Source organism: Enterobacter cloacae complex sp. IR5428 (genome assembly GCF_049238585.1).
GTDB classification, from domain to species: Bacteria; Pseudomonadota; Gammaproteobacteria; order Enterobacterales; family Enterobacteriaceae; genus Enterobacter; species Enterobacter intestinihominis.
Window position 1 is genome coordinate 269125 of record NZ_JBMKHV010000003.1, and the last position, 24144, is coordinate 293268.

Annotated in this window: 26 protein-coding genes, 3 tRNA genes and 2 pseudogenes; 13 read left to right on the forward strand and 18 right to left on the reverse strand. The window is 52.8% G+C overall.

The window, feature by feature from the left end:
* Window positions 1-44: 44 nt before the first annotated feature.
* The gene (tyrP, locus tag ACOTXC_RS05950; RefSeq protein ID WP_421767483.1) at window positions 45-1256 is read left to right on the forward strand and encodes a tyrosine transporter TyrP; all 1212 of its coding nucleotides are present in this window, start codon (window positions 45-47) and stop codon (window positions 1254-1256) included.
* 28 nt (window positions 1257-1284) lie between these two features.
* On the opposite strand, the gene ACOTXC_RS05955 is transcribed toward tyrP, so the two are convergent.
* A complete protein-coding gene (locus tag ACOTXC_RS05955) occupies window positions 1285-1953 on the reverse strand; it encodes a YecA family protein (protein WP_421767484.1) in 669 nt (222 codons plus the stop codon).
* A gap of 411 nt (window positions 1954-2364) precedes the next feature.
* Here ACOTXC_RS05955 and ACOTXC_RS05960 point away from each other — a divergent pair, with 411 nt between their 5' ends.
* The 6 genes from ACOTXC_RS05960 to ACOTXC_RS05985 all read left to right on the forward strand — a co-directional run bounded on the left by ACOTXC_RS05960 (window position 2365) and on the right by ACOTXC_RS05985 (window position 7974).
* A complete protein-coding gene (locus ACOTXC_RS05960) occupies window positions 2365-3486 on the forward strand; it encodes a branched-chain amino acid ABC transporter substrate-binding protein (protein WP_023300472.1) in 1122 nt (373 codons plus the stop codon).
* A gap of 68 nt (window positions 3487-3554) precedes the next feature.
* On the forward strand, window positions 3555-4469 hold the full coding sequence (locus ACOTXC_RS05965) for an ABC transporter permease subunit (protein WP_003859667.1): 915 nt from the start codon (window positions 3555-3557) through the stop codon (window positions 4467-4469).
* An 11-nt stretch (window positions 4470-4480) separates the two neighbouring features.
* The gene (livM, locus tag ACOTXC_RS05970) at window positions 4481-5755 is read left to right on the forward strand and encodes a high-affinity branched-chain amino acid ABC transporter permease LivM (RefSeq protein WP_421767485.1); all 1275 of its coding nucleotides are present in this window, start codon (window positions 4481-4483) and stop codon (window positions 5753-5755) included.
* Window positions 5752-6627, forward strand: coding sequence for an ATP-binding cassette domain-containing protein (locus ACOTXC_RS05975; protein ID WP_023306508.1), 876 nt, complete (start codon window positions 5752-5754; stop codon window positions 6625-6627). Before livM ends, ACOTXC_RS05975 begins: the two co-directional genes overlap by 4 nt.
* The gene (locus ACOTXC_RS05980; RefSeq protein ID WP_193130223.1) at window positions 6624-7340 is read left to right on the forward strand and encodes an ABC transporter ATP-binding protein; all 717 of its coding nucleotides are present in this window, start codon (window positions 6624-6626) and stop codon (window positions 7338-7340) included. The genes ACOTXC_RS05975 and ACOTXC_RS05980 overlap by 4 nt, the downstream gene beginning before the upstream one ends.
* Before the next feature lie 163 nt (window positions 7341-7503).
* Entirely contained in the window at window positions 7504-7974 is a 471-nt protein-coding gene (locus ACOTXC_RS05985; RefSeq protein WP_063146296.1) for a hypothetical protein, read from the forward strand.
* Window positions 7975-7979: 5 nt separating this feature from the next.
* Here the strand turns inward: ACOTXC_RS05985 and ACOTXC_RS05990 are convergent.
* The 3 genes and pseudogenes from ACOTXC_RS05990 to ACOTXC_RS06000 all read right to left on the reverse strand — a co-directional run bounded on the left by ACOTXC_RS05990 (window position 7980) and on the right by ACOTXC_RS06000 (window position 9563).
* Window positions 7980-8905, reverse strand: a pseudogene (locus ACOTXC_RS05990) (LysR substrate-binding domain-containing protein).
* A 29-nt stretch (window positions 8906-8934) separates the two neighbouring features.
* Window positions 8935-9258 carry a hypothetical protein gene (locus tag ACOTXC_RS05995; protein WP_023306512.1) on the reverse strand — a complete coding sequence of 108 codons (324 nt, stop codon included), beginning with the start codon at window positions 9256-9258 and terminating at the stop codon, window positions 8935-8937.
* A 2-nt stretch (window positions 9259-9260) separates the two neighbouring features.
* Window positions 9261-9563, reverse strand: a complete 303-nt coding sequence (locus tag ACOTXC_RS06000) for a DUF4225 domain-containing protein (protein ID WP_421767486.1) — start codon at window positions 9561-9563, stop codon at window positions 9261-9263.
* Here ACOTXC_RS06000 and ACOTXC_RS06005 point away from each other — a divergent pair.
* Window positions 9510-9632 (forward strand): annotated as a pseudogene (locus ACOTXC_RS06005) (integrase); the annotation flags it as partial. The gene ACOTXC_RS06000 and the pseudogene ACOTXC_RS06005 overlap by 54 nt on opposite strands.
* A 126-nt stretch (window positions 9633-9758) precedes the next feature.
* On the opposite strand, the gene ACOTXC_RS06010 reads toward ACOTXC_RS06005, so the two are convergent.
* From ACOTXC_RS06010 to uvrY, 6 genes are all read right to left on the reverse strand, one after another.
* A tRNA-Leu gene (locus tag ACOTXC_RS06010) sits at window positions 9759-9845 on the reverse strand.
* 11 nt (window positions 9846-9856) lie between these two features.
* Window positions 9857-9930 (reverse strand) — tRNA-Cys (locus ACOTXC_RS06015).
* A 51-nt stretch (window positions 9931-9981) separates the two neighbouring features.
* Window positions 9982-10057 (reverse strand) — tRNA-Gly (locus ACOTXC_RS06020).
* A 163-nt stretch (window positions 10058-10220) separates the two neighbouring features.
* On the reverse strand, window positions 10221-10769 hold the full coding sequence (gene pgsA, locus ACOTXC_RS06025) for a CDP-diacylglycerol--glycerol-3-phosphate 3-phosphatidyltransferase (RefSeq protein ID WP_003859652.1): 549 nt from the start codon (window positions 10767-10769) through the stop codon (window positions 10221-10223).
* 56 nt (window positions 10770-10825) lie between these two features.
* Window positions 10826-12658 carry an excinuclease ABC subunit UvrC gene (gene uvrC, locus ACOTXC_RS06030; RefSeq protein WP_023300478.1) on the reverse strand — a complete coding sequence of 611 codons (1833 nt, stop codon included), beginning with the start codon at window positions 12656-12658 and terminating at the stop codon, window positions 10826-10828.
* Window positions 12655-13311, reverse strand: coding sequence for a UvrY/SirA/GacA family response regulator transcription factor (uvrY, locus tag ACOTXC_RS06035; protein WP_017384478.1), 657 nt, complete (start codon window positions 13309-13311; stop codon window positions 12655-12657). The genes uvrC and uvrY overlap by 4 nt, the downstream gene beginning before the upstream one ends.
* Window positions 13312-13709: 398 nt before the next feature.
* On the opposite strand from uvrY, the gene ACOTXC_RS06040 reads away from it, so the two are divergent.
* Complete coding sequence (locus ACOTXC_RS06040; RefSeq protein ID WP_421767512.1) at window positions 13710-13790, forward strand: hypothetical protein; 81 nt, start codon at window positions 13710-13712, stop codon at window positions 13788-13790.
* Entirely contained in the window at window positions 13777-14001 is a 225-nt protein-coding gene (locus ACOTXC_RS06045) for a DUF2594 family protein (RefSeq protein ID WP_003859644.1), read from the forward strand. Before ACOTXC_RS06040 ends, ACOTXC_RS06045 begins: the two co-directional genes overlap by 14 nt.
* A gap of 64 nt (window positions 14002-14065) precedes the next feature.
* Here ACOTXC_RS06045 and sdiA read toward each other — a convergent pair whose 3' ends face one another.
* From sdiA to ACOTXC_RS06085, 8 genes are all read right to left on the reverse strand, one after another.
* On the reverse strand, window positions 14066-14788 hold the full coding sequence (gene sdiA / locus ACOTXC_RS06050) for a transcriptional regulator SdiA (RefSeq protein ID WP_032622448.1): 723 nt from the start codon (window positions 14786-14788) through the stop codon (window positions 14066-14068).
* Between the two features lie 223 nt (window positions 14789-15011).
* Complete coding sequence (gene tcyN, locus ACOTXC_RS06055) at window positions 15012-15764, reverse strand: L-cystine ABC transporter ATP-binding protein TcyN (protein ID WP_023306513.1); 753 nt, start codon at window positions 15762-15764, stop codon at window positions 15012-15014.
* The gene (gene tcyL, locus ACOTXC_RS06060) at window positions 15761-16429 is read right to left on the reverse strand and encodes a cystine ABC transporter permease (RefSeq protein ID WP_022648540.1); all 669 of its coding nucleotides are present in this window, start codon (window positions 16427-16429) and stop codon (window positions 15761-15763) included. Before tcyL ends, tcyN begins: the two co-directional genes overlap by 4 nt.
* Window positions 16430-16450: 21 nt before the next feature.
* On the reverse strand, window positions 16451-17437 hold the full coding sequence (dcyD, locus tag ACOTXC_RS06065) for a D-cysteine desulfhydrase (RefSeq protein ID WP_180242554.1): 987 nt from the start codon (window positions 17435-17437) through the stop codon (window positions 16451-16453).
* A gap of 103 nt (window positions 17438-17540) precedes the next feature.
* The gene (gene tcyJ / locus ACOTXC_RS06070) at window positions 17541-18341 is read right to left on the reverse strand and encodes a cystine ABC transporter substrate-binding protein (protein ID WP_421767487.1); all 801 of its coding nucleotides are present in this window, start codon (window positions 18339-18341) and stop codon (window positions 17541-17543) included.
* 86 nt (window positions 18342-18427) lie between these two features.
* Window positions 18428-18979 carry a flagella biosynthesis regulatory protein FliZ gene (gene fliZ, locus ACOTXC_RS06075; RefSeq protein WP_015570235.1) on the reverse strand — a complete coding sequence of 184 codons (552 nt, stop codon included), beginning with the start codon at window positions 18977-18979 and terminating at the stop codon, window positions 18428-18430.
* A gap of 54 nt (window positions 18980-19033) precedes the next feature.
* Window positions 19034-19753 (reverse strand): RNA polymerase sigma factor FliA, encoded by a 720-nt coding sequence (locus ACOTXC_RS06080; protein WP_003859623.1) that lies wholly within the window; start codon window positions 19751-19753, stop codon window positions 19034-19036.
* 163 nt (window positions 19754-19916) lie between these two features.
* Window positions 19917-21626 carry a FliC/FljB family flagellin gene (locus ACOTXC_RS06085; protein ID WP_045346616.1) on the reverse strand — a complete coding sequence of 570 codons (1710 nt, stop codon included), beginning with the start codon at window positions 21624-21626 and terminating at the stop codon, window positions 19917-19919.
* A gap of 268 nt (window positions 21627-21894) precedes the next feature.
* Between ACOTXC_RS06085 and fliD the strand changes: the two genes are divergently transcribed.
* The 3 genes from fliD to fliT are packed head-to-tail and all read left to right on the forward strand — an operon-like array spanning window position 21895 to window position 24119.
* Window positions 21895-23307 carry a flagellar filament capping protein FliD gene (fliD, locus tag ACOTXC_RS06090; protein ID WP_063853253.1) on the forward strand — a complete coding sequence of 471 codons (1413 nt, stop codon included), beginning with the start codon at window positions 21895-21897 and terminating at the stop codon, window positions 23305-23307.
* A gap of 30 nt (window positions 23308-23337) precedes the next feature.
* A complete protein-coding gene (gene fliS / locus ACOTXC_RS06095; RefSeq protein ID WP_003859616.1) occupies window positions 23338-23748 on the forward strand; it encodes a flagellar export chaperone FliS in 411 nt (136 codons plus the stop codon).
* Window positions 23748-24119, forward strand: a complete 372-nt coding sequence (fliT, locus tag ACOTXC_RS06100; protein ID WP_006811148.1) for a flagella biosynthesis regulatory protein FliT — start codon at window positions 23748-23750, stop codon at window positions 24117-24119. Before fliS ends, fliT begins: the two co-directional genes overlap by 1 nt.
* Window positions 24120-24144 lie beyond the last annotated feature (25 nt).

The window sequence follows — 24144 nt, forward strand, 5'->3', positions numbered from 1 at the left end:
CGCCGCAGAATGAGTCGCGGTATGGAAGCGTTGTAGAGGAAAGCGTGAAGAACAGAACTCTGGGAAGTATTTTTATCGTCGCCGGAACGACAATTGGCGCAGGAATGTTGGCCATGCCGTTGGCTGCCGCCGGCGTCGGGTTTGGGGTTATCGTAGTGCTGCTGGGTGGTCTTTGGGCCCTGATGTGTTACACCGCGCTATTATTGCTGGAGGTTTATCAACATGTCCCTGCCGATACCGGCTTAGGCTCCCTGGCTGCACGCTATCTTGGACGCTACGGGCAGTGGATCACCGGTTTCAGCATGATGTTCCTGATGTACGCGCTGACCGCCGCCTACATCAGCGGCGCCGGGGAGCTAATTGCGTCAAGCATCAATGACGGCTTCGGTGCGTCGCTTTCACCGGAAACAGGCGCCATTGTCTTTACGCTGATCGGTGGCGGCGTGGTTTGTGCGGGCACGTCGCTGGTCGATCTGTTTAACCGTTTTTTGTTCAGCGCCAAAATTCTCTTCCTTGTTGTGATGCTGGTGCTGCTGGCACCGCATGTGCACAAGGTTAACCTGCTCTCCCTCCCGCTGGAGAAAGGTCTGGCGCTTTCGGCCATCCCGGTGATTTTCACCTCTTTCGGTTTTCATGGCAGCGTGCCGAGCATCGTGAGCTATATGAACGGGGATATTCGCAAGCTGCGCCGCGTCTTTGTGATCGGCAGCGCCATTCCGTTGATTGCTTACCTGTTCTGGCAGCTGGTGACGCTGGGCAGTATTGATTCCACCACCTTTATCGGCCTGATGGCAGAGCATTCTGGTCTGAATGGATTCCTGGTTGCCCTGCGTAACGTGGTGGCCTCTTCACACGTGGAGCTGGCGGTACATCTGTTTGCAGACCTGGCGCTGGCAACCTCCTTCCTCGGCGTAGCGCTTGGCCTGTTTGACTATATGGCGGATCTGTTCCAGCGTCGCAATACCGTTGCCGGACGCTTACAGACGGGGGCGATGACCTTCCTGCCGCCGCTGGCCTTCGCGCTCTTTTATCCGCGCGGGTTTGTGATGGCGCTAGGATATGCTGGCGTGGCGTTATCGGTACTGGCCCTGCTGCTGCCTTCCCTGCTGGCGTGGAAGAGCCGCCAGCAACATCCGCAGCAAGGATACCGCGTGGCGGGTGGTAAGCCGCTGCTGTGCGTGGTGTTTGGTTGTGGGGTGGTGATTATTCTGGTGCAGATTTTGATTGCAGCGGGGATGCTGCCGGAAGTGGGATAAAAAAAGGGGCTATGAATAGCCCCTTTTTTCAGTGCAGACAGCAACTCTTAAACTTCTTACCGCTCCCGCACGGACACGGATCGTTACGTCCCACCTTCGACCCGTTCACGATCGGCTTTTTCGCTTCCGGCTGCTGCGGATTAGCCACCCAGTAGTTGTACAAACGCAGCGCCGCAGGCTGAATGCTCTCGATGCTGGCCATATACTCCTCTTCGGTCAGCGCTTCCAGCTTCTCGCTGTTCTCTTCCGTTCCGTGCAGGGCAATCACCGCCAGATCCGCTTCCAGCGCTTCCGGCAGGGATGACCAGTCCGTCAGCGCCACGCCGCGCATGTAGCCATAGCACCACTCTTCCACTACGGTATAGCTCTGACCGTCAACGTCGTTATAGCCAAACAGCGGTTCAAACTGATCCGGGTATTCGCTCAGGCGCTCGGCAATATCGTTCATGTGCTTAAAGCAGAGATCGATAAAACGGTTCATCTCACGATCGTTTTTCCAGCGCGGAATATACTTCTCGCCACCCCATACCGCCACCAGCCAGGTGTCGGGCTCCCCCACAACGGGACCGGAAAGTACTGCGGTAAGCATGCCGTCCAGTTCGGACACGTCAATCACGGATGCATCGTCGTGTCCGTAAGAGATTAATGTCTCTTCCAGCCACGCCATCTCGCTTTCATTTAATGGGCCTTCAGCCATTGCTGATACTCCTGATAAAAAAAACGATCCTGACATATATCGCCGCGCATGCCTATCTGAAGTTTAGGTCTTTATTGCTGCAAAAACGTGCAAATCGTGACCGTTGCACAACTTATGGGCTTTGTTGTTAAGGAGATGTGATCTCCGCTGTAAATTCATCTCATCCCGCAAAGGCGCATAAAACGGCGCTCTATACTCAACGTGTTGTGACCCGGTCAAGGGATTAACCATTCTGGCAACCTTTTTGCTTAATGTTCTGCGCGCTTCGCGGTGCGTGGGATCCTCGCCGTATTAAGCACGAGATTGCTTCTAAAGTGCATTTTGTTCTCGCTCTTGTTTTTGGATTTACGATGCCATCAGGCGTTCGGGTTTATACCTGGTGCAAAAACCTCTTTGCTAAGGAACATAATAATGTCGCTGAAATTTACCAAAACTCCCCTCTCCCTGTTGCTGGCCGGTTGTCTGGTGACGGCCTTTTCTGCACAGGCCGATATCGTGATCGGCGTGGCCGGGCCGTTCACAGGCCCGAACGCAACCTATGGCGATCAATACTGGCATGGCGCTACGCAGGCGGCGGAAGACATTAACGCCGCTGGCGGGATCAACGGTGAGAAAATCAAACTGGTTCAGGGCGATGACGCCTGCGAACCCAAACAGGCCGTTGCCGTCGCCAACCGCTTAGTCGATCAGGATAAAGTGAAAGCGGTCGTCGGCCACTTCTGCTCCTCGTCGACCATGCCCGCCTCCGAGGTCTATAGCGATGCCGGGATCCTCTCCATCACCCCCGGCTCAACGAACCCGCTTATTACCGAGCGGGGCATGAGCGATATGTTCCGCATGTGCGGACGTGACGACCAGCAGGGCCAGGTCGCCAGCGATTTTATTCTTGATAAGCTTAAAGCCAAACGGGTCGTCATCATCCACGATAAAGACACCTACGGTCAGGGGCTGGCGGACGCCACTAAAGCGGCGCTGGCGAAACGCGGCGTTAAGGAAGTGATGTACGAAGGGTTGTCCCGCGGGGAGAAAGACTTTAACGCGCTGGTGACCAAAATTGGCGCACAAAAACCAGACGTGGTGTTCTTCGGGGGCTGTCACCCGGAAGCGGGCCCGCTGGTTCGCCAGATGCGTGAACAGGGCGTGCAGGCGAAGTTCTTCTCGGGAGACTGTATCGTCAATGAAGAGATGGTCACCGCCGCCGGTGGGGCGCAGTACACCAACGGTATTTACATGACCTTCGGTAAAGACCCGCGCCTGATCCCGGACGGAAAAGCCGTCATCGAGAAATTCCGCGCCGGTAAATTTGAACCAGAAGGATACACCCTCTACGCCTACGCGTCTGTGCAGGCTATCGCAGCGGCATTCAAGGCCACGAAAGGGACGGATTCCGCAAAAGCCAGCGAGTGGCTGAAGGCCAATCCTGTCGACACGGTGATGGGTAAAAAAGCCTGGGACAGCAAAGGTGACCTCAAAGTGTCTGACTACGTGGTCTACCAGTGGGACGACAAAGGCAAATATAAAGAAGTGCCATAACGGGACGGAATCTGCTCAACGCCGGCAGGTCTGACTGTCGGCGTAACCCTTTATTCAGGTGCGCGACCATGAGTACATTCTTCCTGCAACAATTAATTAATGGCTTAACGCTGGGTTCGGTCTATGGTCTTATCGCCATCGGCTACACCATGGTGTACGGCATCATCGGTATGATCAATTTCGCCCACGGCGAAGTGTATATGATCTCCGCCTATCTCTCGGCCATTGGCCTGGCCCTGCTGGCGTTTTTTGGACTCCACTCCTTTCCGCTGCTGATCCTGGGAACCCTGGTTTTCACCATCGTGGTCACCGGCGTTTATGGCTGGACGATTGAGCGCATCGCCTATAAGCCGCTACGCAATTCGACGCGTCTGGCGCCGCTGATTTCGGCCATCGGGATGTCGTTGATACTGCAAAACTACGTCCAGCTCAGCCAGGGCCCACGGCAGCAGGGCGTACCGACCATGCTGGATGGTGTGCTGCGTTTTCACCTCGGCGAAGGGTTTGTCCAGATAACCTATACCAAAGTCTTTATTCTCATCGCCTCGTTCGCGGGCATGCTGGTGCTGACCTGGATTATCAACCGTACCCGCTTAGGGCGCATGTGCCGTGCGGTGCAGCAGGATCGTAAGATGGCCTCCATTTTGGGTATCAACACCGACAGAATTATTTCGCTGGTGTTTGTTATCGGCGCAGCCATGGCCGGGCTGGCGGGCGTGCTGATCACCATGAATTACGGCACCTTTGATTTTTACGTCGGGTTCGTTATCGGCATCAAGGCCTTTACGGCAGCGGTGCTGGGCGGCATCGGCTCTCTGCCCGGTGCGATGCTTGGCGGGCTGATTCTGGGCGTCGCAGAAGCGCAATTCTCCGGGATGGTGAACTCGGATTATAAAGACGTGTTCTCGTTTGGATTGCTGGTATTAATCCTGATCTTCCGTCCTCAGGGGCTGCTGGGCCGCCCTGTCGTGGCTAAAGTGTAAGGAACAACGCGATGACCTCTGACGGCTTTTCCCTGAAGCGCTGCATTCTGGACGCGATTTTTTCCGGAATGATCGCCCTGATTATTTTCGGCCCGATTGCGGGCGTCATACTGGATGGTTACAGCTTTACCTTTGACGGCCAGCGGCTGGCGTGGATTGTAGGCACGGTGATGCTGGGACGCTTTTTGCTGAGCGCCTTTTCAGCTACGGCGGCCGGAGGACGTTTACAGGCGCGGTTTGAATCCGACAATGCGGGGGTGTATGTCCGGCCACCGGCGTATAAAAGCCGCATGCGCTGGATCATTCCGCTGATTGTCACGCTGGCGATCTGCTTCCCGTTTGTGGCCACAAAATACGTTCTGACGGTCGCTATACTCGGACTGATCTACGTCCTGCTCGGTCTTGGGCTGAACATTGTCGTTGGCCTGGCAGGGCTGCTGGATCTGGGTTATGTCGCCTTCTATGCCATCGGCGCTTACGGGCTGGCGCTCGGGTATCAGTATCTGGGGCTTGGGTTCTGGAGCATGCTGCCGCTGGCGGCGCTAATGGCTGCGGGCGCGGGCGCCCTGCTCGGCTTTCCGGTGTTGCGCATGCACGGGGATTATCTCGCCATCGTCACGCTCGGGTTTGGCGAGATCATCCGTCTGGTGCTGAACAACTGGCTTACATTCACCGGCGGGCCTAACGGCGTTTCAGCCCCTGCCCCGACCTTTTTTGGCCTGGAGTTTGGCCGACGCGCCAAAGAAGGCGGCGTCCCTTTCCACGAGTTCTTCGGCCTGACCTATAACCCCAACATGAAGTTTATTTTCATCTATGCGGTACTTTTCCTGGTAGTCATGCTGGTGCTGTACATTAAACACAGGCTGACCCGAATGCCCATTGGACGGGCGTGGGAAGCGCTCCGTGAGGATGAGATTGCCTGCCGTTCCATGGGGCTCAACCACGTTCTGGTCAAACTCTCGGCCTTCACCCTGGGCGCATCGACGGCAGGTATCGCCGGGGTGTTTTTTGCCACCTGGCAGGGGTTTGTTAACCCCACCTCTTTCACCTTTTTTGAATCGGCCCTCATCCTCGCGATTGTGGTCCTGGGCGGGATGGGCTCCACCGTCGGCGTCGTACTGGCCGCCTTTGTGCTGACCGTCACGCCGGAACTGCTGCGCAGCTTTGCGGAATACCGCGTGCTGCTGTTTGGCATGCTGATGGTGATGATGATGATCTGGCGTCCTCGCGGTCTGATCCGCATCAACCGCAGCGGATTTGCCGTGCGTAAAGGAGTGGCGCCATGAACGCAACGATTTTGCGTGTAGAACATCTGATGATGCACTTCGGCGGGATCAAGGCCTTAAACGACGTCAATCTTGAGGTGCAGCGCGGCTCTATTACTGCACTCATTGGGCCTAACGGCGCGGGAAAAACAACCGTCTTTAACTGCCTGACCGGTTTCTACCGGGCCTCCGGCGGCAACATTCTGTTCAATGCACGAAATAAAACCACCAATGTCATTCAGGTGCTCGGCCAGAAACTCCAGCCGGGCGACTGGCTCAGCCCGGCGCAGCTTGGTCAACGCCTGTTCTATAAGATGTTTGGCGGCACGCATCTGGTGAACCGCGCGGGTCTTGCGCGTACGTTTCAGAACATCCGCCTGTTCCGCGAGATGTCCGTTGTGGAAAACCTGCTGGTGGCACAGCACATGCGCGTCAACCGCAATCTGCTGGCGGGGGTGCTGAACACCCCTGCGTATCGTCGGGCAGAGAACGAGGCGCTGGACCGGGCGTTTTACTGGCTGGAGGTGGTGGATCTGGTAGATTGCGCGAACCGTCTGGCCGGGGAAATGTCCTATGGCCAGCAACGACGCCTCGAAATCGCCCGCGCCATGTGCACCGGCCCGGAGATGATTTGTCTCGATGAACCTGCTGCCGGCCTGAACCCGGTGGAGACGCACAAGCTGAGCGAGATCATCCGGTTCCTGCGCGACCACCACGACATCACGGTTTTGCTGATCGAGCATGATATGGGGATGGTGATGGGCATTTCTGATGACATCATTGTGCTCGATCACGGCGATGTGATTGCCAGAGGTAAACCGGCTGAGATCCAGCACAATGAAAAAGTGATTGCCGCGTATCTGGGCACCGACGAAAGCGAGGTAAATCTGTGAGCGCACCGATGCTTCAATTTCATAATGTGGACGTTTTTTACGGGGTGATCCAGGCGTTGAAGCAGGTTTCACTTGAGGTAAACAAAGGGGAAACCGTGGCCCTGATTGGCGCTAATGGCGCGGGGAAGTCAACATTACTGATGTCTGTCTTTGGTCATCCCCGGATCCGCAACGGGCAGATCCTCTTCTGCGGCGAGGATATCAGCCACAAATCCACCCACTATGTTGCCACCGGCGGCATCGCGCAGGCACCTGAGGGACGACGCATTTTCCCGGATATGTCTGTAGAAGAGAACCTGCTGATGGGGACAATCCCCGTCGGCAATCAGCATGCAGCTGAAGATATGCAAAGTATGTTCGACCTCTTCCCTCGCCTCAAGGAGCGGCGTAACCAGCGGGCGATGACGCTTTCCGGCGGTGAACAGCAGATGCTGGCTATTGCCCGGGCGCTGATGAGCCGTCCTAAACTTCTGCTGCTGGATGAACCCAGCCTCGGCCTCGCACCAATCGTGGTTAAACAGATCTTCCAGACGCTGCGCGAACTGGCCCGTAACGGAATGACGATTTTTCTGGTCGAGCAGAATGCCCACCACGCGCTGAAGTTGTCCGACCGCGGCTATGTGATGGTTAACGGGCAGATTCGGTTAAGCGGCAGCGGCGAGGCGTTGCTAAAGGATCCGGAGGTGAGGAAGGCGTACCTGGGCGGCGTGTGAAGCCTGGAGGCTATAGTGAGAAAAACTCACAGTGATTGCCATTATTAATCGTTTTTCTGATGCGACCGCATTCAAATATCATCTTTACGACCCGCCTTTGCGCGGGTCGATAAAACGTTCAGCCGCAAACTGAATAATAATGATAAGAGGATCCGGGGCAAATATGACACTTGATGCGTTATATCAGTTAATGAAAACTGTATTACCACCTGACACCAATTCAGCCGATGATTTACAGGATTTTATGGCCATGCTTATGGCTAAGAAACATCACTCAGAGGCTCTGTCACCGTTTTCGCAGCGCGTATACATGCTGTCCGTTGCCCATCGCGACCCTAAGCAAGCGGCTGCGCTGATTTCAGCCTGTCATCCTGAAGCAGGAAAGCCCCTTCCGCTGCTCGACTTCTCCGGCTGGCCGCACGTGCGCTACGCCACGTCGGGTGAATTACAGACGCCTGAGACTGAAGAATATTTTCACAGGATTTCGTCTGCCGCCACGATATTACGCGGTGCAATTATTGACGCTGAGCAGCAGAAAAACACGCCAGCATTTTATATTCTGGATAAGGTACTCAGCCTGAACAGCGCTTTGCCAGAACGCTATAAAAAGATGGCAAACATCTCTTACTCATAACGGTATTAATAAACCCGGCTTTCATCGTATTCCAGGTAATCGATATCCAGAGCCGGAACGACCGGGGTATGGTTTTGCAGCCAGCCCAGAAGGTGCTGGATGCTCTCTCTTTTGAGCGAATTTTTTGGCCAGACGAGGTAGTAACCATCTCCCGTCGCGATAGCTTCCCTGAACGGCAGGCCCAGCAGGCCGCTTTTCAGGGCATCAAGCGTGAGATGCAGGTCGGCGATAGCGATGCCGTGCCCGTTCATCGCGGCGATACTTCCCTGTCAAGGGTATCAAACACCATGCCGCTGCTCATATCGAGCCCCGGAAACAATCCTGTTCTTCGCAGCCAGCGCCGCCAGTCACGTCTGTCCGGTGAAGGATGGATCAAATCGCATTGCGGAAGCCGCTGCCGGGCCGGTTCGATAAGCGATGGGGTGCAAACCGGGATAAGCCATTCATGAAAAAGCAGCTGGCTTTCCGTTGTCTCACCAAAACGGCCATTACCGAGAAGGATGGCGCAGTCGTATGGCTCAAGATTGAAATCAACGGTGTCAATGTCCATCCAGACGCTGGCAATCTCCACCTGCGGTTTTGGATGGTTGTTGCGAAAAGATCGCAGCACGTCGAGAAGCCATCTCATGGTCAGGGTGCTGGGTGTTTTTAACCGCAGCAGATGGTTTTCACTGCGAAATGCCCGGCAGGCCCATTCAATGCTCGTGAAGCTTTCGTTCAGCTGTCCGGCAAGCACTCGCCCGGCTTCAGTGACCTCCACGCGAGGACCTTGCCTTTTGAAAAGCTCGCAGTCGAACCACAGTTCAAGGGTACGGACATGTCTGCTGACCGCGCCCGGCGTAATATTGAGCGTTTCAGCGGCTTTACTGAAGGAGTTCAACCGCGCAGCAACTTCAAACGCACGCAGTGCATACAATGGCGGTAAAGACATAGCGTCCCTTAAATGAAAATTTCATTATGCTAAAACTTGTTCCGGGGCAATGCCAGCAAGTAAATTATGGAGAAAAACAATGAGCCCCAATATACCGAGTCATAGCGATAGGGGTCAAAATCTATATGCAAAAAGCTGCTGACAAACTCGTAGCCATTGGCAAAGATGTTTATCTGAACGGCTGCAATAGCGATTACAAACACCCTATACGCGATAAATAGCGGGTATTTATGCAGCCTGTTAACTTTTAGTTTGCCGAGATAAAGCAAGAGAAAAATTGCAATAGATACAATGAAATAGGCCACGGCAGGCCAAACAGGTGGATGAAGCGAAAATTCTAACTCTTGAGACATAATCAATTCTCTTTTGCTATCTGGTACATCTGCCACCCCGTAATACTCCCACTGGTCAAATCCAGCGCCATTGCGGTTTTAGATGCCTCTTGCCAACCTCTGATATAATCGTGGAATAAACTCCAGGACCTCTCTCTGGGACCCAAAACTTTTCTGCCCGCACCATATGCCGATAAAGAGAGATCAACGACGCCATAGACTAAGTCAGCCTCGTTATTACCATAACCTAACTTCGTAGCAGCAAATCTTAAGGGATATCGGATCTGGAAGGCACGCTTAACGAAAAACAGGGAATCGCTGGTCATAAAAACGCGTCACAGACAGCACGTTATGATAGAAAAATTCCTATAGTTCCGGTAGTCGGAGGGCAGTAATGCCCTCTTTTTATGGTGAAGCCGAATGGAGAAAGAATGGCGAATGGCGAAAGTTAGGCAATAAAAAACCACCTTTCGGTGGTTTACACGACACTGCTTATCATTGATTTTATTCTACTTTTCCCATGGTAGCCGGAGTGGGACTTGAACCCACACAGCGCGAACGCCGAGGGATTTTAAATCCCTTGTGTCTACCGATTCCACCATCCGGCCAGGGAAGAAAGTGGAGGCGCGTTCCGGAGTCGAACCGGACTAGACGGATTTGCAATCCGCTACATAACCGCTTTGCTAACGCGCCTTAAATCTTTTGTCTTTCGACCTGCACCCGCAAACTGCCGATGCATTAATCTGGAGCGGGAAACGAGACTCGAACTCGCGACCCCGACCTTGGCAAGGTCGTGCTCTACCAACTGAGCTATTCCCGCATGTTATCAAGTAACTATTTAACGACTTGCTAAGCACTTGATTTCATTATCGTCCGGCTTACTGTGCCGCCGTTCGATGCGTTGCATTCTACTGATATGACGTTATGAGTCAACGTTATTTTTTGCATCTCAGGATCGTTTGCTGAAAATTAAGCCGAAACGATCACTGTTCAAGCAAATCACCGCGCGCAGCGTTCAAATATTGCAGCATTGACCACAATGTCAGCACCGCCGCAACCCACAGCAGACCAATGCCGGCCCACTCTACCCAAGCATTCGGACGCCACAGCATCCACACCAGCGCCGCCATCTGCGCAGTGGTTTTAACTTTACCGATCCAGGACACCGCCACGCTGCTGCGTTTACCCAGCTCCGCCATCCACTCGCGCAGGGCAGAGATAATAATCTCACGGCCAATCATCGTCGCGGCAGGCAGCGTCACCCACCAGGTATGATAATGTTCCGCCACCAGCACCATCGCGATTGCCACCATCACCTTATCCGCAACCGGATCGAGGAACGCGCCAAAGCGGGTACTCTGGTTCCAGCGACGCGCCAGATAACCGTCAAACCAGTCCGTCACGGCGGCAATCAGGAAAATAAGCGCACAGGCAAAAGGCGCCCAGACGACCGGCAGGTAAAATGCCAGGACGAAGAACGGAATGAGCACAACGCGAAAGAGAGTAAGCAACGTAGGGATATTAAATCGCATGATGACGGTAACTGTCTGTTGTCAGTAAAATTTAGCTCTATGTTGCTACAGAGCCCTCAATGTTTCAACGAGTAGTAGATCTTTTCTGCCAGCCCTTGCGAAATACCCGGCACTTTTGCAATTTCTTCCATACTGGCGTTGAGTAATCCTTGCAATCCGCCCATATACTTCAACAGCATCTGGCGACGTTTTGGCCCGACGCCTTCAATCGTCTCAAGGGTACTGGTATTTTTCACTTTCGCCCGTTTTTTGCGGTGTCCGCTAATGGCATGATCGTGCGACTCATCTCGGATGTGCTGGATCACGTGCAGTGCAGGGGAATCTGGCGGCAGGCTAAAGCCCTCGCCTTCCGGCTCAAAGAACAGCGTTTCCAGGCCAGCCTTACGATCTGCCCCTTTCGCTACCCCTAACAGCAGCGGATGGTTCTTATCCCACTCCACGTCGAGCGATTCGAATACCGCCTTCGCCTGCCCCAACTGCCCTTTCCCGCCGTCGATAAGGATAACGTCCGGGATTTTACTCTCTTCAATCGCTTTACCATAGCGACGACGCAGCACCTGATTCATGGCAGCATAATCGTCACCGGGCGTAATGCCGGTGATGTTATAGCGACGATACTCTGCCCGCAGTGGGCCATTGGCATCAAAGACCACACACGACGCCACGGTCTGCTCACCCATCGTATGGCTGATGTCGAAGCATTCCATGCGTTTCACTTCCGGCAGCTTGAGCAGCGTAGCAAGGGCGGTTAAACGTTGGCTGACGGTCGATTGCTGGGAAAGTTTGGTGGTCAGCGCCGTGGCGGCATTGGTTCGCGCCAGCTTCAGATAACGCGCACGATCGCCGCGCGGTTTCGTCTGGACATTCACCCGGCGACCTGCCAGCTCTGAAAGTGAGTCCGCCAGCAGGGTTTTATCGTCCAGCGTGAAGTCGAGCAGGATCTCCGAGGGCAGCGTACGCATCTGGCTGCCCTGCAAATAAAACTGGCCGACAAAGGTCTCCACCACTTCACCCATCTCAGTCCCGCCCGGCACTTTCGGGAAGTAACTGCGGCTGCCGAGCACTTTGCCCTGACGAATAAACAGCACGTGAACGCAGGCCAGGCCGGCGTCAAAGGCAACGCCGATGACATCGAGGTCGTCGCCCGTATTGGAAACAAACTGCTTCTCGGTCACCCTGCGCACCGCCTGGATCTGGTCGCGGATGCGTGCGGCCTCCTCAAATTCCAGCGCCGCGCTGGCTTTTTCCATGCGGGTAATCAGTTGCGTCAGCACCTGATCGTCTTTCCCGGCTAAAAACAGGCGGACATATTCCACCTGCTGCGCGTACTCTTCTTCGCTCACCAGCCCTTCAACGCATGGTCCCAGGCAGCGGCCAATCTGATATTGCAGGCATGGCCGGGAGCGGTTGCGATAAACGCTGTTTTCGCACTGGCGAACAGGGAAGATTTTTTGCAAAAGCGCCAGCGTTTCCCGCACGGCATAACCATTCGGGAAGGGGCCGAAATATTCACCTTTCGCATGCTTAGCGCCACGATGCATCGCCAGCCGCGGGTGCGTGTCGCCGCTCAGGAAGATAAACGGATAGGACTTGTCATCACGCAGCAGAACGTTGTAGCGCGGCTGATACAACTTAATGTAGTTGTGCTCAAGGAGCAGCGCTTCCGTTTCCGTGTGCGTTACGGTGACATCAATGTTGTGTATAAGTGCGACCAGCGCTTCGGTTTTACGGGAGGCAAGGTTGCTGCGGAAATAACTTGAAAGGCGTTTCTTCAGATCTTTCGCCTTACCGACATAGATAACCGTACCGCCAGCATCATACATCCGGTAGACGCCTGGCTGGCTGGTGACGGTTTTCAGAAATGCTTTTGAATCGAACGCTTCACTCACTGACTTATTAACGACTCCGCATTGCACAAACCATGGCGAATGGCCAGGTGAGTCAGTTCGACATCACCGTGAATGTTCAGTTTACTGAACATCCGATAGCGATAGCTGTTGACCGTTTTCGGGCTGAGATTCAACTGCTCAGAAATCTCATTCACCTTCTGACCTTTAGTGATCATCAGCATAATCTGCAATTCGCGCTCAGACAAACTGGCAAACGGAGATTCCGTTTTTTCCGGTTCAATCTGACTCAACGCCATCTGTTGAGCAATATCAGAAGCGATATAGCGCTGCCCTGCGTGAACGGTGCGGATCGCATTGACGACTTCCTGCGGCGCAGCGCCTTTACTGAGATACCCCGCAGCCCCCGCCTGCATGACCCTGGCGGGCAGCGGATTTTCGGTATGGACGGTCAGCATGATGACTTTGGTATCAACGAACATGCGCGCGATTTTGCGCGTGGCTTCAAGCCCGCCAATACCGGGCATGTTCATATCCATCAGCACCACGTCTGCGGAGTTCGCGCGACACCATTTGACGGCATCTTCGCCACAGCACGCCTCGCCGGCAACTTTAATACCCTTTATATCTTCAAGAATGCGTCGTATCCCTGCGCGCACCAGTTCGTGGTCATCAACAAGAAGGACGTTGATCAAAGGAAATGTCTCCAGAATAGGGATAACGCTACTGACTGCTAATTAGGTTTATATTAACGGTTTTCCATGCAAGATTAAAACGCTAAAAAATCGGCTATACGATTCGGGTCTCGTTTTTGGAAATTAGGCTGTACAGTAAGTGGAAAGAAAACCCATGTGTACTGGGCTTTACCGCTATTTTTTTAGCACCAGCATTCAAAAAGCCACCAAAACATTTGTTAACGTAAACTAAAAAATGCTCTCATTTTTTTGTAACAACAATTAACGGATGGCGTACCGGCGATAAACATTTAATTGTCGCTAACATATTGGGCAGATTACCTTCATAATCCGCACCGGCCAATAATCAATACGCGTAAAAGTATAAAAAACAACCACTGCATTTTTTGCCGCAGCTTGTGGTATACTCCGCCGCCTTAACTTTCATCGTCGCGCTCATGCGCTGTTTTATAATGAGGAAAAAAAATGAGCACACCTGAATTTGCCACTGCCGAGAATAACCAGGAACTGGCACAGGAAGTAAACTGCCTGAAGTCGCTGCTGACGCTTATGCTACAGGCGATGGGCCAGGCTGATGCTGGACGTGTGATCATTAAAATGGAAAAACAGATCGCGCAGATGGAAGATCAGGCGGAATCCGCTGTTTTTGCCAATACAGTTAAGCAAATTAAACAAGCCTACCGCCAGTAACAAAAAAGGCTGGATGCAGTGCATTCAGCCTTTTCCTCGTCTGACACGCAGAACGTGATATCATTCAAATAAGCCCAGTCGCCGCGGCATAACACGCTATCTGGATCTTATTCGGCGCGTTGAATTTCTTCTGCATATTCTTCTGATGGAAGTTGACTGTATTTTCCGAGATGGAAAGAATGATGGCAATTTCTGCCGACGTCTTCCCTTCTGCGGTCCACTTCAGAATTTCCCGTTCACGCTTGCTGAATTTCATTTCCGGCGGCATCACCGTCTCATGTTCAAAGCGCAACAGTGTAGTGAGCGCCATCTGAACCAGCATTTGTAAACGCAGCTCAATTTCTTCACTGGATATCGAGTGTGCCTGTAAGCTAGTACATGACACGGAGAGGAAGCCGAGCGCATGATTTGGCAGCATCAGACACTGGGTTATTCCCTTACGTAAACCGTGGTCCCGCGCGCCGTCCCATAATTGCTGGGCATCCGTGAATAATTCATCCGTCCAGGGCAAATGACCCTGAATGAAATTCTCCGGCTTCAGTACCGGGTCAATGGCGAAATAATTCTCGGATTGATATTGCGCCATCCATTGTTGCGGATAACTGGAATGGACGGATGTTCGCGGGCGGGTAAATGGCACAGGGTGTCGAACACAAAGCGCATAATAATCGAATTCAAGCGCCTGCGTTTGTCGCTGAAGTTCCTGATATACCTCGTCAGCACAGGTCATTTCCTGAAACCGGAGGACGCATTCCCGTCGCCAGGTGAAAAAGTCTATATCCCTCATACTTGCCGAATGAAGCCTCTGATAAAGATAATCATTATTATGGTGAATATAACCTAACACATAAAGCAGGATCATTTATATAAAATATCGACCACAGACGGATTATCTTTAATTTGGCGATGGCTTATCCACATCGGGTGGAATAAAAAATCAACAAAACTGAATTTATGGGAGGATAATTTGCTCCAGAAGTGACATCTGGAGCAAATTGAGCGTGAAAATGCTACTGCATTAAGAATTTTTCAAGGAACTGGCGGGTTCGAGGCTGCTGAGGATTGGCAAACAGCGCCTTAGCTGGCCCCTGCTCTACTATTCGCCCCTGATCCATGAAAATTGCCCGATCGGCAACGTCGCGAGCGAAGCTCATTTCATGCGTCACAATCACCATCGTGCGTTTTTCCTGCGCCAGCTGTCGGATAGTGTTAAGCACTTCCCCGACCAGCTCAGGATCGAGTGCGGATGTGGGTTCGTCGAACAGGATCACATCCGGGCGCATCGCCAGCGCGCGCGCAATGGCGACACGCTGCTGCTGCCCGCCAGATAACCGACGCGGATAGCTCGTCTCCTTCCCGGCCAGGCCAACCTTTGCCAGCAGCTCGCGGGCGCGGGCCGTCGCGTCTTCCTTTGGTTCACCCTTTACGATGACCGGACCTTCGATAATATTTTCCAGCACCGTACGGTGCGGAAAGAGATTAAAGCTCTGGAATACGAAGCCAACATGCTGACGCAGGCGGCGAATCAGCCCTTTTTGCTGGCTGATGGGTTTCCCGGTATCAATGGTGATATCGCCCACGCGGATCGTCCCACCTTCGGGCTGCTCAAGCAAATTAATGCTGCGCAACAGCGTGGTTTTCCCTGACCCACTCGGGCCGATAATTGCCACCACTTCGCCCTGCTCAACCTCAAGGTCGATGCCGTGCAGCACCGTTTGCCCGTGGAATTTTTTCACCAGGTTTTTGACGTCAATTGCACTCATTTTGGATCTCGCTCCTGGCGGTTAAGCTGGTTTTCAAAATAGTTTTGCAGGGCGGACAGCACCGTCGCCATCACCCAGTAAATCAGCGAGGCCGCCAGATACATGGTAAACACTTCCAGCGTGCGCGAGGTGATCAGCTGCGCCTGACGGAACAGCTCCGGCACCTGAATGGTCGCCGCAAGCGAGGTGTCTTTCACCAGGCTGATAAAGCTGTTGCTCAGCGGAGGTAGCGCCACGCGCGCCGCCTGGGGCAGGATCGCCCGGCGCAGCGTCTGCCACGGGGTCATCCCGATACTGGCCGCCGCTTCCCACTGTCCTTTATCGATGGACGAGATCGCCGCACGCAGCGTTTCAGAGGTGTACGCCGCCGTATTCAGCGACAGGCCAATCATCGCCGCCGGGATCGGATCCAGCTCGATACCGAACTGGGGCAGCCCGTAGTAAATCATAAACAGCTGGGCGATAAGCGGCGTTCCGCGAAACACGGAGATGTAAAACCGCGCCAGCCACCGCACCGGCCAGACGTTCGACATGCGCATCAGTGCCAGCACAAACCCGAGCACCAGCCCGAAGAACATCCCGCCGATACTGAGCTGTAAAGTAAACACCGCGCCCTTAAGCAAGAACGGCAGCGAATCAATAACCAGTTGAATACTTTCTTGCATTATTATTTTTCTACCTGATTTTTAGACATGAGGATGATAGGCAAACAGCGCAGGCGCCCCGCCAGTATGAACAAACAAAATGGGTCCTTCATCCTTAAAGCGCTTGCGGGCGATGCCGTCGATCAGGCCCGCCATTGCCTTGCCGGTATAGACCGGGTCGAGCAGAATACCTTCGAGACGGGCCAGCAGCTTAACGGCCTCCATCCCTTCATCATTGGGGGTGCCATAGCCCGGCGCGAAATAGTCATCCCACAGCAGTATCTCCGCCTTCGCCTGAAGCGCAAGCTGTTCAGCCACCGCCTGTTGCAGGGTGACGACTTTCGGCTTCTGGTCCGCAACGCTTCTGGAAACCGTCACGCCAATCAGCTCGACCTCCGGCATCAGTTGCTCAAGCCCGACCGCTAAACCAGCATGGGTCCCCGCACTGCCGGACGCCACCACCACCGAGGATAAACTCACCGCGCCTTCGCACTGCTGAGCGATTTCCAGCGCGCTCTCAACATAGCCGAGGGCACCCAGCGCATTCGAGCCGCCAACCGGGATGACGTACGGACGAAAACCCTGCGCTTCCAGACGCGTCGCCAGCTCGTCGAGCTGTGCAGCCGGGTCGGTCAACTCGTCGACCATTTCAACCTGCACGTTGAACAGATCCAGCAGCAAACGGTTACCGTTAGTCAGGTAATTCTCTGCCTGCGTCCCGATCGGGTTCTCCAGCAGGGCAACGCAGTGGAGTCCCAGCTTCGCCGCCACTGCCGCCGTCTGGCGAACGTGGTTAGACTGAATTGCCCCGGCGGTGATCAGCGTGTCCGCGCCTTCGCGCAGGGCATCGGCGGCGAGAAATTCCAGCTTGCGCAGCTTATTTCCGCCCATCGCCATGGGCGTCACATCGTCACGCTTAATGAAAATATCGCGCCCCAGGTAGTCAGAAAATCGCGGCAGATACTCCAGCGGCGTGGGTGCGCCGATAAATTCCAGACGGGGAAAGCGCGTTAAATTCTGTAGTGACATGGTTCCTCCGGTCACGCAAACAATTGTTATTTCATTATGCACGCAGACGCGCGAGAAATAAAAAAGGCGCTTTTAAAAGCGCCTTTTTTTGTCAGTCAGAGACTTATTTCGTCACGTCTGCGCCGAACCACTTCTCAGAAAGCGCCTTCAGGCTGCCGTCTTTCTGCATTTCAGCAATGGCAGCATCAATGGCTTTCAGCAGATCCTCGTTACCTTTACGCACCGCCACGCCGGACTCCTGACGGGAGAACGCATCACCCGCGACAGCCAGGGTATTGTTGGTTTTCTTCACCAGATCCAGCGCTGCCAGGCGGTCAACCAGAATGGCGTCAATACGGCCTACGCGTAGATCCTGGTATTTCGTCGGGTCATCATCGTAGGTACGGATGTCCACGCCCTGCACGTTCTGGCGCAGCCACTCTTCGTAGTTGGTGCCCAGACCGACGCCGACTTTCTTACCTTTCAGATCCGATGCGGATTTGATACTGCCTTCGTTACCTTTCTTCACCAGCGCCTGAATACCGGACACGGTGTACGGCGTGGAGAAGTCATACTTCTTCTTACGCTCGTCAGAAATGGTTACCTGGTTAATCACCACGTCAATACGTTTGGAATCCAGTGACGCCAGCATCCCGTCCCATTTGGTGGGTTTCAGGGAGGCTTTAACGCCGAGGTGTTTCGCCAGCTCCTGCGCAAACTCCACTTCAAAACCGGTCAGTTTACCGTCGTCGCCCTGGAAGCTGAACGGAGGATAGGTTCCTTCCAGCCCAACCAGCAGCGTGCCGCGCTCTTTAACTTTGTTGAGCAGATTCTCTGCCGCGAACGTTTTCACGCTCATCCCCGCGACCAGCGCAACGGCCATCATCCCCATCAGCGCCTGACGACCCAGAAGTGCTAATTTCATAAGTACCCCGATACAGTGGAATTTTTGAGTAGTGTAGAGAAATCGCCTGCAACGTCAAAGGCGGCTGCGCTACATCTTATTCTTTTTTAATATATATCAGAAGTTGTTCCGGCGCGGACTTTCTGCTTTATGACGCCCGGCATCTGGACTTTATATTGCGCGTACTTTCGCAGCGCGATGCGGTAATTATTGGTACTGGTGGCGGGCAACCAGGGTTCCAGATTTTCATCCAGGTATCCGGTCGTCAGCAGATCGCGGGAGATATTTTGCATGGTCAAATGCTGACCCAGGCGGCGCAGGCGAACCACGTATTCACGCACGGTGCCGTGACTCATCTCCGTTTGTTCAAACAGGAATTGCTTGAAGCCGATAATATCGAAGAAGTCGCTTTGCTCTTTGCAATGGAGATCGCCACAGAAACGGCAAAGCGCTACCCACTCTTTTTGCTCTTCAAGCCAGGCGGCTTCGTCCATCAGCGTGTCGAGGCGGGAAATCGCAATCTTATTCACGATTTCACCGCGACGAACCAACGTGATGCGGTCGAGTAATTTTTTACAGTGGGCGCAATGCGTCTGGCTGTGTTTAAAGTCTTTCAGGTAGCGGCTTAAAGGCCGTCTTTTAGATTGCTGCACCGTCATGATAACTCCTGGTTGTCAATACGTTGTGCGGCATTTCCAAGGCGAATAACTCACCTATAACTTACCCAGTTTTGTGCGCAGGCGTTTAATGGCCTGGCTGTGCAGCTGGCTCACCCGTGACTCGCCCACCTCCAGCACAGCGCCAATCTCTTTGAGATTGAGCTCTTCCTGGTAATAGAGGGTTAACACCAGTTGCTCACGTTCCGGTAAAGCTTCAATCGCTTCCATCACGCGCTGGCGTAAATTCCCTTCCAGTAAGTGGTGTAACGGGTTTTCTTGCTGATGTTCATCCGTCACCAGCTCGATGCTATCGCCATGCTCTTCGCGCCACTCATCATAAGAGAAGAGTTGGCTGTTATTGGTATCGAGCAACATCTGACGATATTCTTCAACAGGAATGCCCAGACGTTCCGCCACTTCGGTTTCCGTCGCGTTGCGCCCCAGCTCCTGTTCCAGCTGCCCCATCGCATGCGCCACTTCGCGCGCGTTGCGGCGAACGCTGCGCGGCACCCAGTCGCGGCTGCGCAGCTCGTCCAGCATCGCACCACGAATACGCTGCACTGCGTAAGTCGTAAATGCCGTTCCTTGCAGAGCATCGTACCGGTCAACTGCATTCAATAACCCGATACCGCCCGCCTGTAGCAGATCGTCCAGTTCCACGCTCGCCGGCAAACGCACCTGGAGGCGCAATGCTTCGTGACGCACCAGCGGAACATAACGCTGCCACAGCGAGTGTTTATCCATTACACCTTCAGCGGTATAGAGTGAATTCACGATAAACAGCCCTGCGTTAGTTGAGTTATCGGCATGATTATCCGATTCTGGAGGGGTTTTAATCGGGTGAATAGTGGGTGAAATGAGGGGTTATTTGGGGGGTTACGCTTGTGCATGGATAGAAAAAACCCCGCCGAAGCGGGGTTTGAGCCTAATCAGGTAATTAGCCTTGCAGCAGAGACAGAACCTGCTGAGGAACCTGGTTAGCCTTGGCCAACACGGAGTTACCGGCCTGCTGGATGATCTGCGCTTTAGACATATTTGACACTTCGGTCGCATAGTCGGCGTCCTGAATACGGGACTGCGCTTCAGACAGGTTGGTGGTGGTGTTGTTCAGGTTGGTTACCGCAGAGCTCAGACGGTTCTGTACCGCACCCAGTGAAGAACGGAATTTATCGATTGAACTGATGGCGTCGTCCAGTGATGCCAGAGGATCAGTTGTAGCAGTACCTACGCTAGTTGCTTCCGTAGTGATTTTACCGGTTGAGGTAACATTTACTGCTGCTCCAATTGTTGGAGAATAGGTTTTGTTCGTATCTGTCGCTGATGAATAAGCTGCAACAGTAACATTTCCATTGTCTTTATTAACTGCATAAGACACTGTGTAGTCTTCAACGCTAGTGATATTGCCTGCGTCATCGACAAAAGTATTATCAGTGGAAGCACCTGTCGCGTCGAAGGCTAAGTTTTTAGTCAGAACACCTGAGTTCATGGAGATATTGGTAGCATTAGCTTTAGTTTCAGCTAAAACTACATCGGAGCTAACGGTAGCTTTGTAGCTCACAACTCCAGTATCGGTGGCATCAACACCTGGCGCAACAGTATACTCAGTACCTTTGAAGTTTAAGGTCGCACCGTCAGTATTTTCACTAGCTGTCTTAAGCAGTGCTTTCATCGTAGCGTCTGCTGCGCCGCCAGCATTGTTGGTGGTCAGGTTACCTGAAGCATCAACGTAAGCTGCTTTACCGCCAATAGTAATATTACCGGCAGAGTCGGTATCAAAGTTGACGGTACCGTCTTTAGTGGTATAAGTACCGCTTACTGTCTGACCAGGATCCGCTTTTAAGGTAGCAGCTAATGCATCACGGTTTGCAGTTTTAGCTGCTTCGTCAGCACCAGCGGTTGACTTAGTAGTAGTGAAGTTACCTGCTTTCGCGTCATAAGTATAAGTAGCACCGTTAGTTGTAACGGTATCGCCTGTTTTCAACTTACTGAAAGCAACATCAGTAGTAAGATCTTTATTTGTGGTGGTCAGATCATAATTCCCGGTAGTGGCATTCAGTTTTGCCCCAGCGGAAGTCAAATCACTAACAGTTGCTGCCTTATTAGCAATAGTACCCTTACCATTTACATTGAAGCCGTTCAGACCCAGAGTATCAGAGTCGATTTTTTTCAGGTCGATGGTGATGGTCTGGCCATCGTTCGCGCCAACCTGAATTTTCATGGAGCCGTCTTTTGCCAGCACGTTCACGCCGTTGAACTGGGTCTGACCAGATACGCGGTCAATTTCGTCCAGACGGGATTTGATTTCATCCTGAATTGAGTCCAGGTCAGACTGGGAGTTAGTACCGGTAGAAGACTGAACGGTCAGCTCACGAATACGCTGTAAGTTGTTGTTGATTTCAGACAGTGCGCCTTCAGTAGTCTGTGCAACAGAGATGCCGTCGTTAGCGTTACGTGCAGCCTGAGTCAGACCTTTGATGTTGGAGGTGAAGCGGTTAGCAATCGCCTGGCCAGCAGCATCATCTTTTGCGCTGTTGATACGCAGACCAGATGACAGACGCTCAATGGCGGTAGACATTGAAGACTGGTTCTTGTTGATGTTGTTCTGAGTGATCAGCGAGAGGCTGTTGGTATTAATGACTTGTGCCATGATTACGTTTCCTGTTGTTCATCAAATCTGTGGGTTAGATTTGGGTTTCCACCCTTCGGCTTCATCGCCGTCAATGGTGTTATCGTCTGGTCCAAACCAACCTTTAGATTTTTTTTCAGGATCGCATCATTTTTTTTAGCCACAGAAATACTCTTCTCCAATAGCGTTATTCTCGCCATTAAAAATTTGAACCTAACCGTAAACTTTCCTGAGTTGAGGCCGATAACCCCACTATTCGTTCTACGTGTCGTTACATTAAGGAATAAATATGGCAAGTATTTCTACGTTGGGAGTCGGATCAGGTTTGCAGTTAGGCGACATTTTGGACAGTCTGACCGCTGCACAAAAAGCACAACTGACGCCGATCTCTAAGCAGCAGACTTCCTATACAGCAAAACTTAGTGCCTACGGCACGCTGAAAAGTGCATTGGAATCCTTCCAGACGGCAAATACTGCACTTAGCAAAGCCGATCTGTTTACAGCGACTACCACCGCCAGCAGCAGCACAGCCTTCAGTGCCACAACCACCGGCAGCGCGATTGCGGGTAAATACACCATTAACGTATCGCAGCTTGCGCAGGCGCAAACCCTGACAACAGCTAAAACGCAAAGTGATAATAAAACGGCGATTGCGACGGCGGACAGCACCATCACCATTCAGCAAGGTGGTGACAAGAAACCTGTCACTATTGATATCAGTGCGGAAAACTCATCTCTGAGTGGTATCCGAGATGCGATCAACAAAGCTGATGCTGGCGTAAGTGCCAGTATTATTAACGTCGGTAATGGTGAGTATCGTCTGTCCATTACGTCAAAAGATACCGGTAAAGACAATGCCATGACTATTAGTGTCAGCGGCGATACGGCACTTCAGTCCTTCATGGGCTACAACGGTAATAGCGCAGATACCACTAACGGCATGATGGAAAGCGTTACGGCCCAAAATGCGCTATTGAAAGTTAATAACGTTGATATTGAAAACAGCAGCAATACAATCAGTGATGCGCTGGAAGATATCACTCTCAACCTGAACGACGTGACAACCGGTAATCAGACCTTAACGATCACTACCGATAACACTAAAGCGACCAAAGCGATAAACGACTGGGTGACGGCGTATAACTCCCTGCAAGATACTTTCAGCAGCCTCACAAAATATACTGCTGTGGATGCGGGTTCAGACGCTCAGAATACCAGTAACGGCGCGTTATTAGGCGACAGTACGCTACGCACTATTCAGACTCAGTTGAGAAGCGTGCTGAATAATCCTCACACCAGTTCCAATATCAAGACCCTGGCTCAAGCTGGCATCACTACCGACCCAAGCACCGGTAAACTGGAAGTGGATGATGACAAGCTTAGCGCGGCAATGAAAAACAGCGCGGCTGGTATCAAAGACCTGCTGATCGGTGACGGGAAAACATCCGGTATCACCACCACCGTTGGAACAAACCTCACAGGTTGGCTCTCCAGCACCGGCATCATTCAGGCTGCCAAAGATGGTGTCAGTAAAACCCTGAACAATTTAACTAAGCAATATAACGCGGCCAGCGAGCGTATCGACACCATGGTAGCGCGTTATAAAGAACAGTTTACGCAATTAGACGTCATGATGAACTCGCTGAACTCTACCAGCAGCTACCTGACGCAGCAGTTCGAAAATACGTCCAGCAACAAGTAGTAAACGCTAATCAGACCCGAGGGGGATAACATGTACGGCGCAAAAGGCACGCAGGCCTACGCAAAGATAGAAGTTGAAAGCGCGGTGATGAGCGCCAGCCAGCAGCAGCTGGTAATCATGCTATTTGATGGAGCCCTCAGCGCGCTGGTACGCGCGCGTCTGTTCCTGGCAGACGGTAATATTCCTGCTAAAGGGCTGGCGCTCTCAAAAGCCATCAACATTATCGAAAACGGGCTGAAGGTTGGCCTGGTGGAAAATAACGGTGATGAGCTTACGCAAAACCTGATTGCCCTTTATGCCTATATGGTACGTCGCCTCCTGCACGCCAACGTGAATAACGACGCCAGCGCCATCGAAGAGGTGGAAAACCTGCTGCGCAATATCGCTGACGGGTGGAAGGAGGTTGCCGGTACGCCACAACTGATGCAGGACGCCGTCTAATGAGTAACGCACCGCAACTTTATGCCCTTTATCAGCAACTCCTTGAGCAGAGCCAGTTGATGTTGCGACTGGCGCGGCAGGGACTATGGGATGATCTAATCATCTGTGAAACCGACTATGTTAATGCGGTGCACTCACTGGCTCGTCTCACTCAGGAAAGTGAACCTTCGATGCAGATTCAGGAGCAGCTTCGCCCGACGCTGCGGGTGATCCTGGACAACGAAGGCCAGGTAAAAACATTGCTGCAAGCCAGAATGGATGAGCTGGCGAAGCTGGTTGGGCAATCCTCCATCCAGAAAACCGTTCTCTCCACCTACGGTAACCAGGGCGGTCATGTCCTTGTTCCGCAAAGTAATAGCGATATTAATTAGCCATTTAACTGGCGGGCAAGCGTTA

Excerpts from the sequence above, each read along its gene's own strand:
- fliZ (WP_015570235.1), bottom strand. The coding sequence starts at position 18,979 with ATGACGGTGCAGCAATCTAAAAGACGGCCTTTAAGCCGCTACCTGAAA.
- fliD (WP_063853253.1), top strand. The coding sequence starts at position 21,895 with ATGGCAAGTATTTCTACGTTGGGAGTCGGATCAGGTTTGCAGTTAGGC.
- tcyJ (WP_421767487.1), bottom strand. The coding sequence starts at position 18,341 with ATGAAATTAGCACTTCTGGGTCGTCAGGCGCTGATGGGGATGATGGCC.
- ACOTXC_RS05975 (WP_023306508.1), top strand. The coding sequence starts at position 5,752 with ATGAACGCAACGATTTTGCGTGTAGAACATCTGATGATGCACTTCGGC.
- tcyL (WP_022648540.1), bottom strand. The coding sequence starts at position 16,429 with ATGCAAGAAAGTATTCAACTGGTTATTGATTCGCTGCCGTTCTTGCTT.
- pgsA (WP_003859652.1), bottom strand. The coding sequence starts at position 10,769 with ATGCGATTTAATATCCCTACGTTGCTTACTCTCTTTCGCGTTGTGCTC.
- ACOTXC_RS05985 (WP_063146296.1), top strand. The coding sequence starts at position 7,504 with ATGACACTTGATGCGTTATATCAGTTAATGAAAACTGTATTACCACCT.
- ACOTXC_RS05965 (WP_003859667.1), top strand. The coding sequence starts at position 3,555 with ATGAGTACATTCTTCCTGCAACAATTAATTAATGGCTTAACGCTGGGT.
- ACOTXC_RS06085 (WP_045346616.1), bottom strand. The coding sequence starts at position 21,626 with ATGGCACAAGTCATTAATACCAACAGCCTCTCGCTGATCACTCAGAAC.
- ACOTXC_RS05995 (WP_023306512.1), bottom strand. The coding sequence starts at position 9,258 with ATGTCTCAAGAGTTAGAATTTTCGCTTCATCCACCTGTTTGGCCTGCC.
- ACOTXC_RS05960 (WP_023300472.1), top strand. The coding sequence starts at position 2,365 with ATGTCGCTGAAATTTACCAAAACTCCCCTCTCCCTGTTGCTGGCCGGT.
- livM (WP_421767485.1), top strand. The coding sequence starts at position 4,481 with ATGACCTCTGACGGCTTTTCCCTGAAGCGCTGCATTCTGGACGCGATT.
- sdiA (WP_032622448.1), bottom strand. The coding sequence starts at position 14,788 with ATGAGGGATATAGACTTTTTCACCTGGCGACGGGAATGCGTCCTCCGG.
- ACOTXC_RS06000 (WP_421767486.1), bottom strand. The coding sequence starts at position 9,563 with ATGACCAGCGATTCCCTGTTTTTCGTTAAGCGTGCCTTCCAGATCCGA.
- fliS (WP_003859616.1), top strand. The coding sequence starts at position 23,338 with ATGTACGGCGCAAAAGGCACGCAGGCCTACGCAAAGATAGAAGTTGAA.
- tcyN (WP_023306513.1), bottom strand. The coding sequence starts at position 15,764 with ATGAGTGCAATTGACGTCAAAAACCTGGTGAAAAAATTCCACGGGCAA.
- fliT (WP_006811148.1), top strand. The coding sequence starts at position 23,748 with ATGAGTAACGCACCGCAACTTTATGCCCTTTATCAGCAACTCCTTGAG.
- dcyD (WP_180242554.1), bottom strand. The coding sequence starts at position 17,437 with ATGTCACTACAGAATTTAACGCGCTTTCCCCGTCTGGAATTTATCGGC.
- ACOTXC_RS05955 (WP_421767484.1), bottom strand. The coding sequence starts at position 1,953 with ATGGCTGAAGGCCCATTAAATGAAAGCGAGATGGCGTGGCTGGAAGAG.
- ACOTXC_RS06045 (WP_003859644.1), top strand. The coding sequence starts at position 13,777 with ATGAGCACACCTGAATTTGCCACTGCCGAGAATAACCAGGAACTGGCA.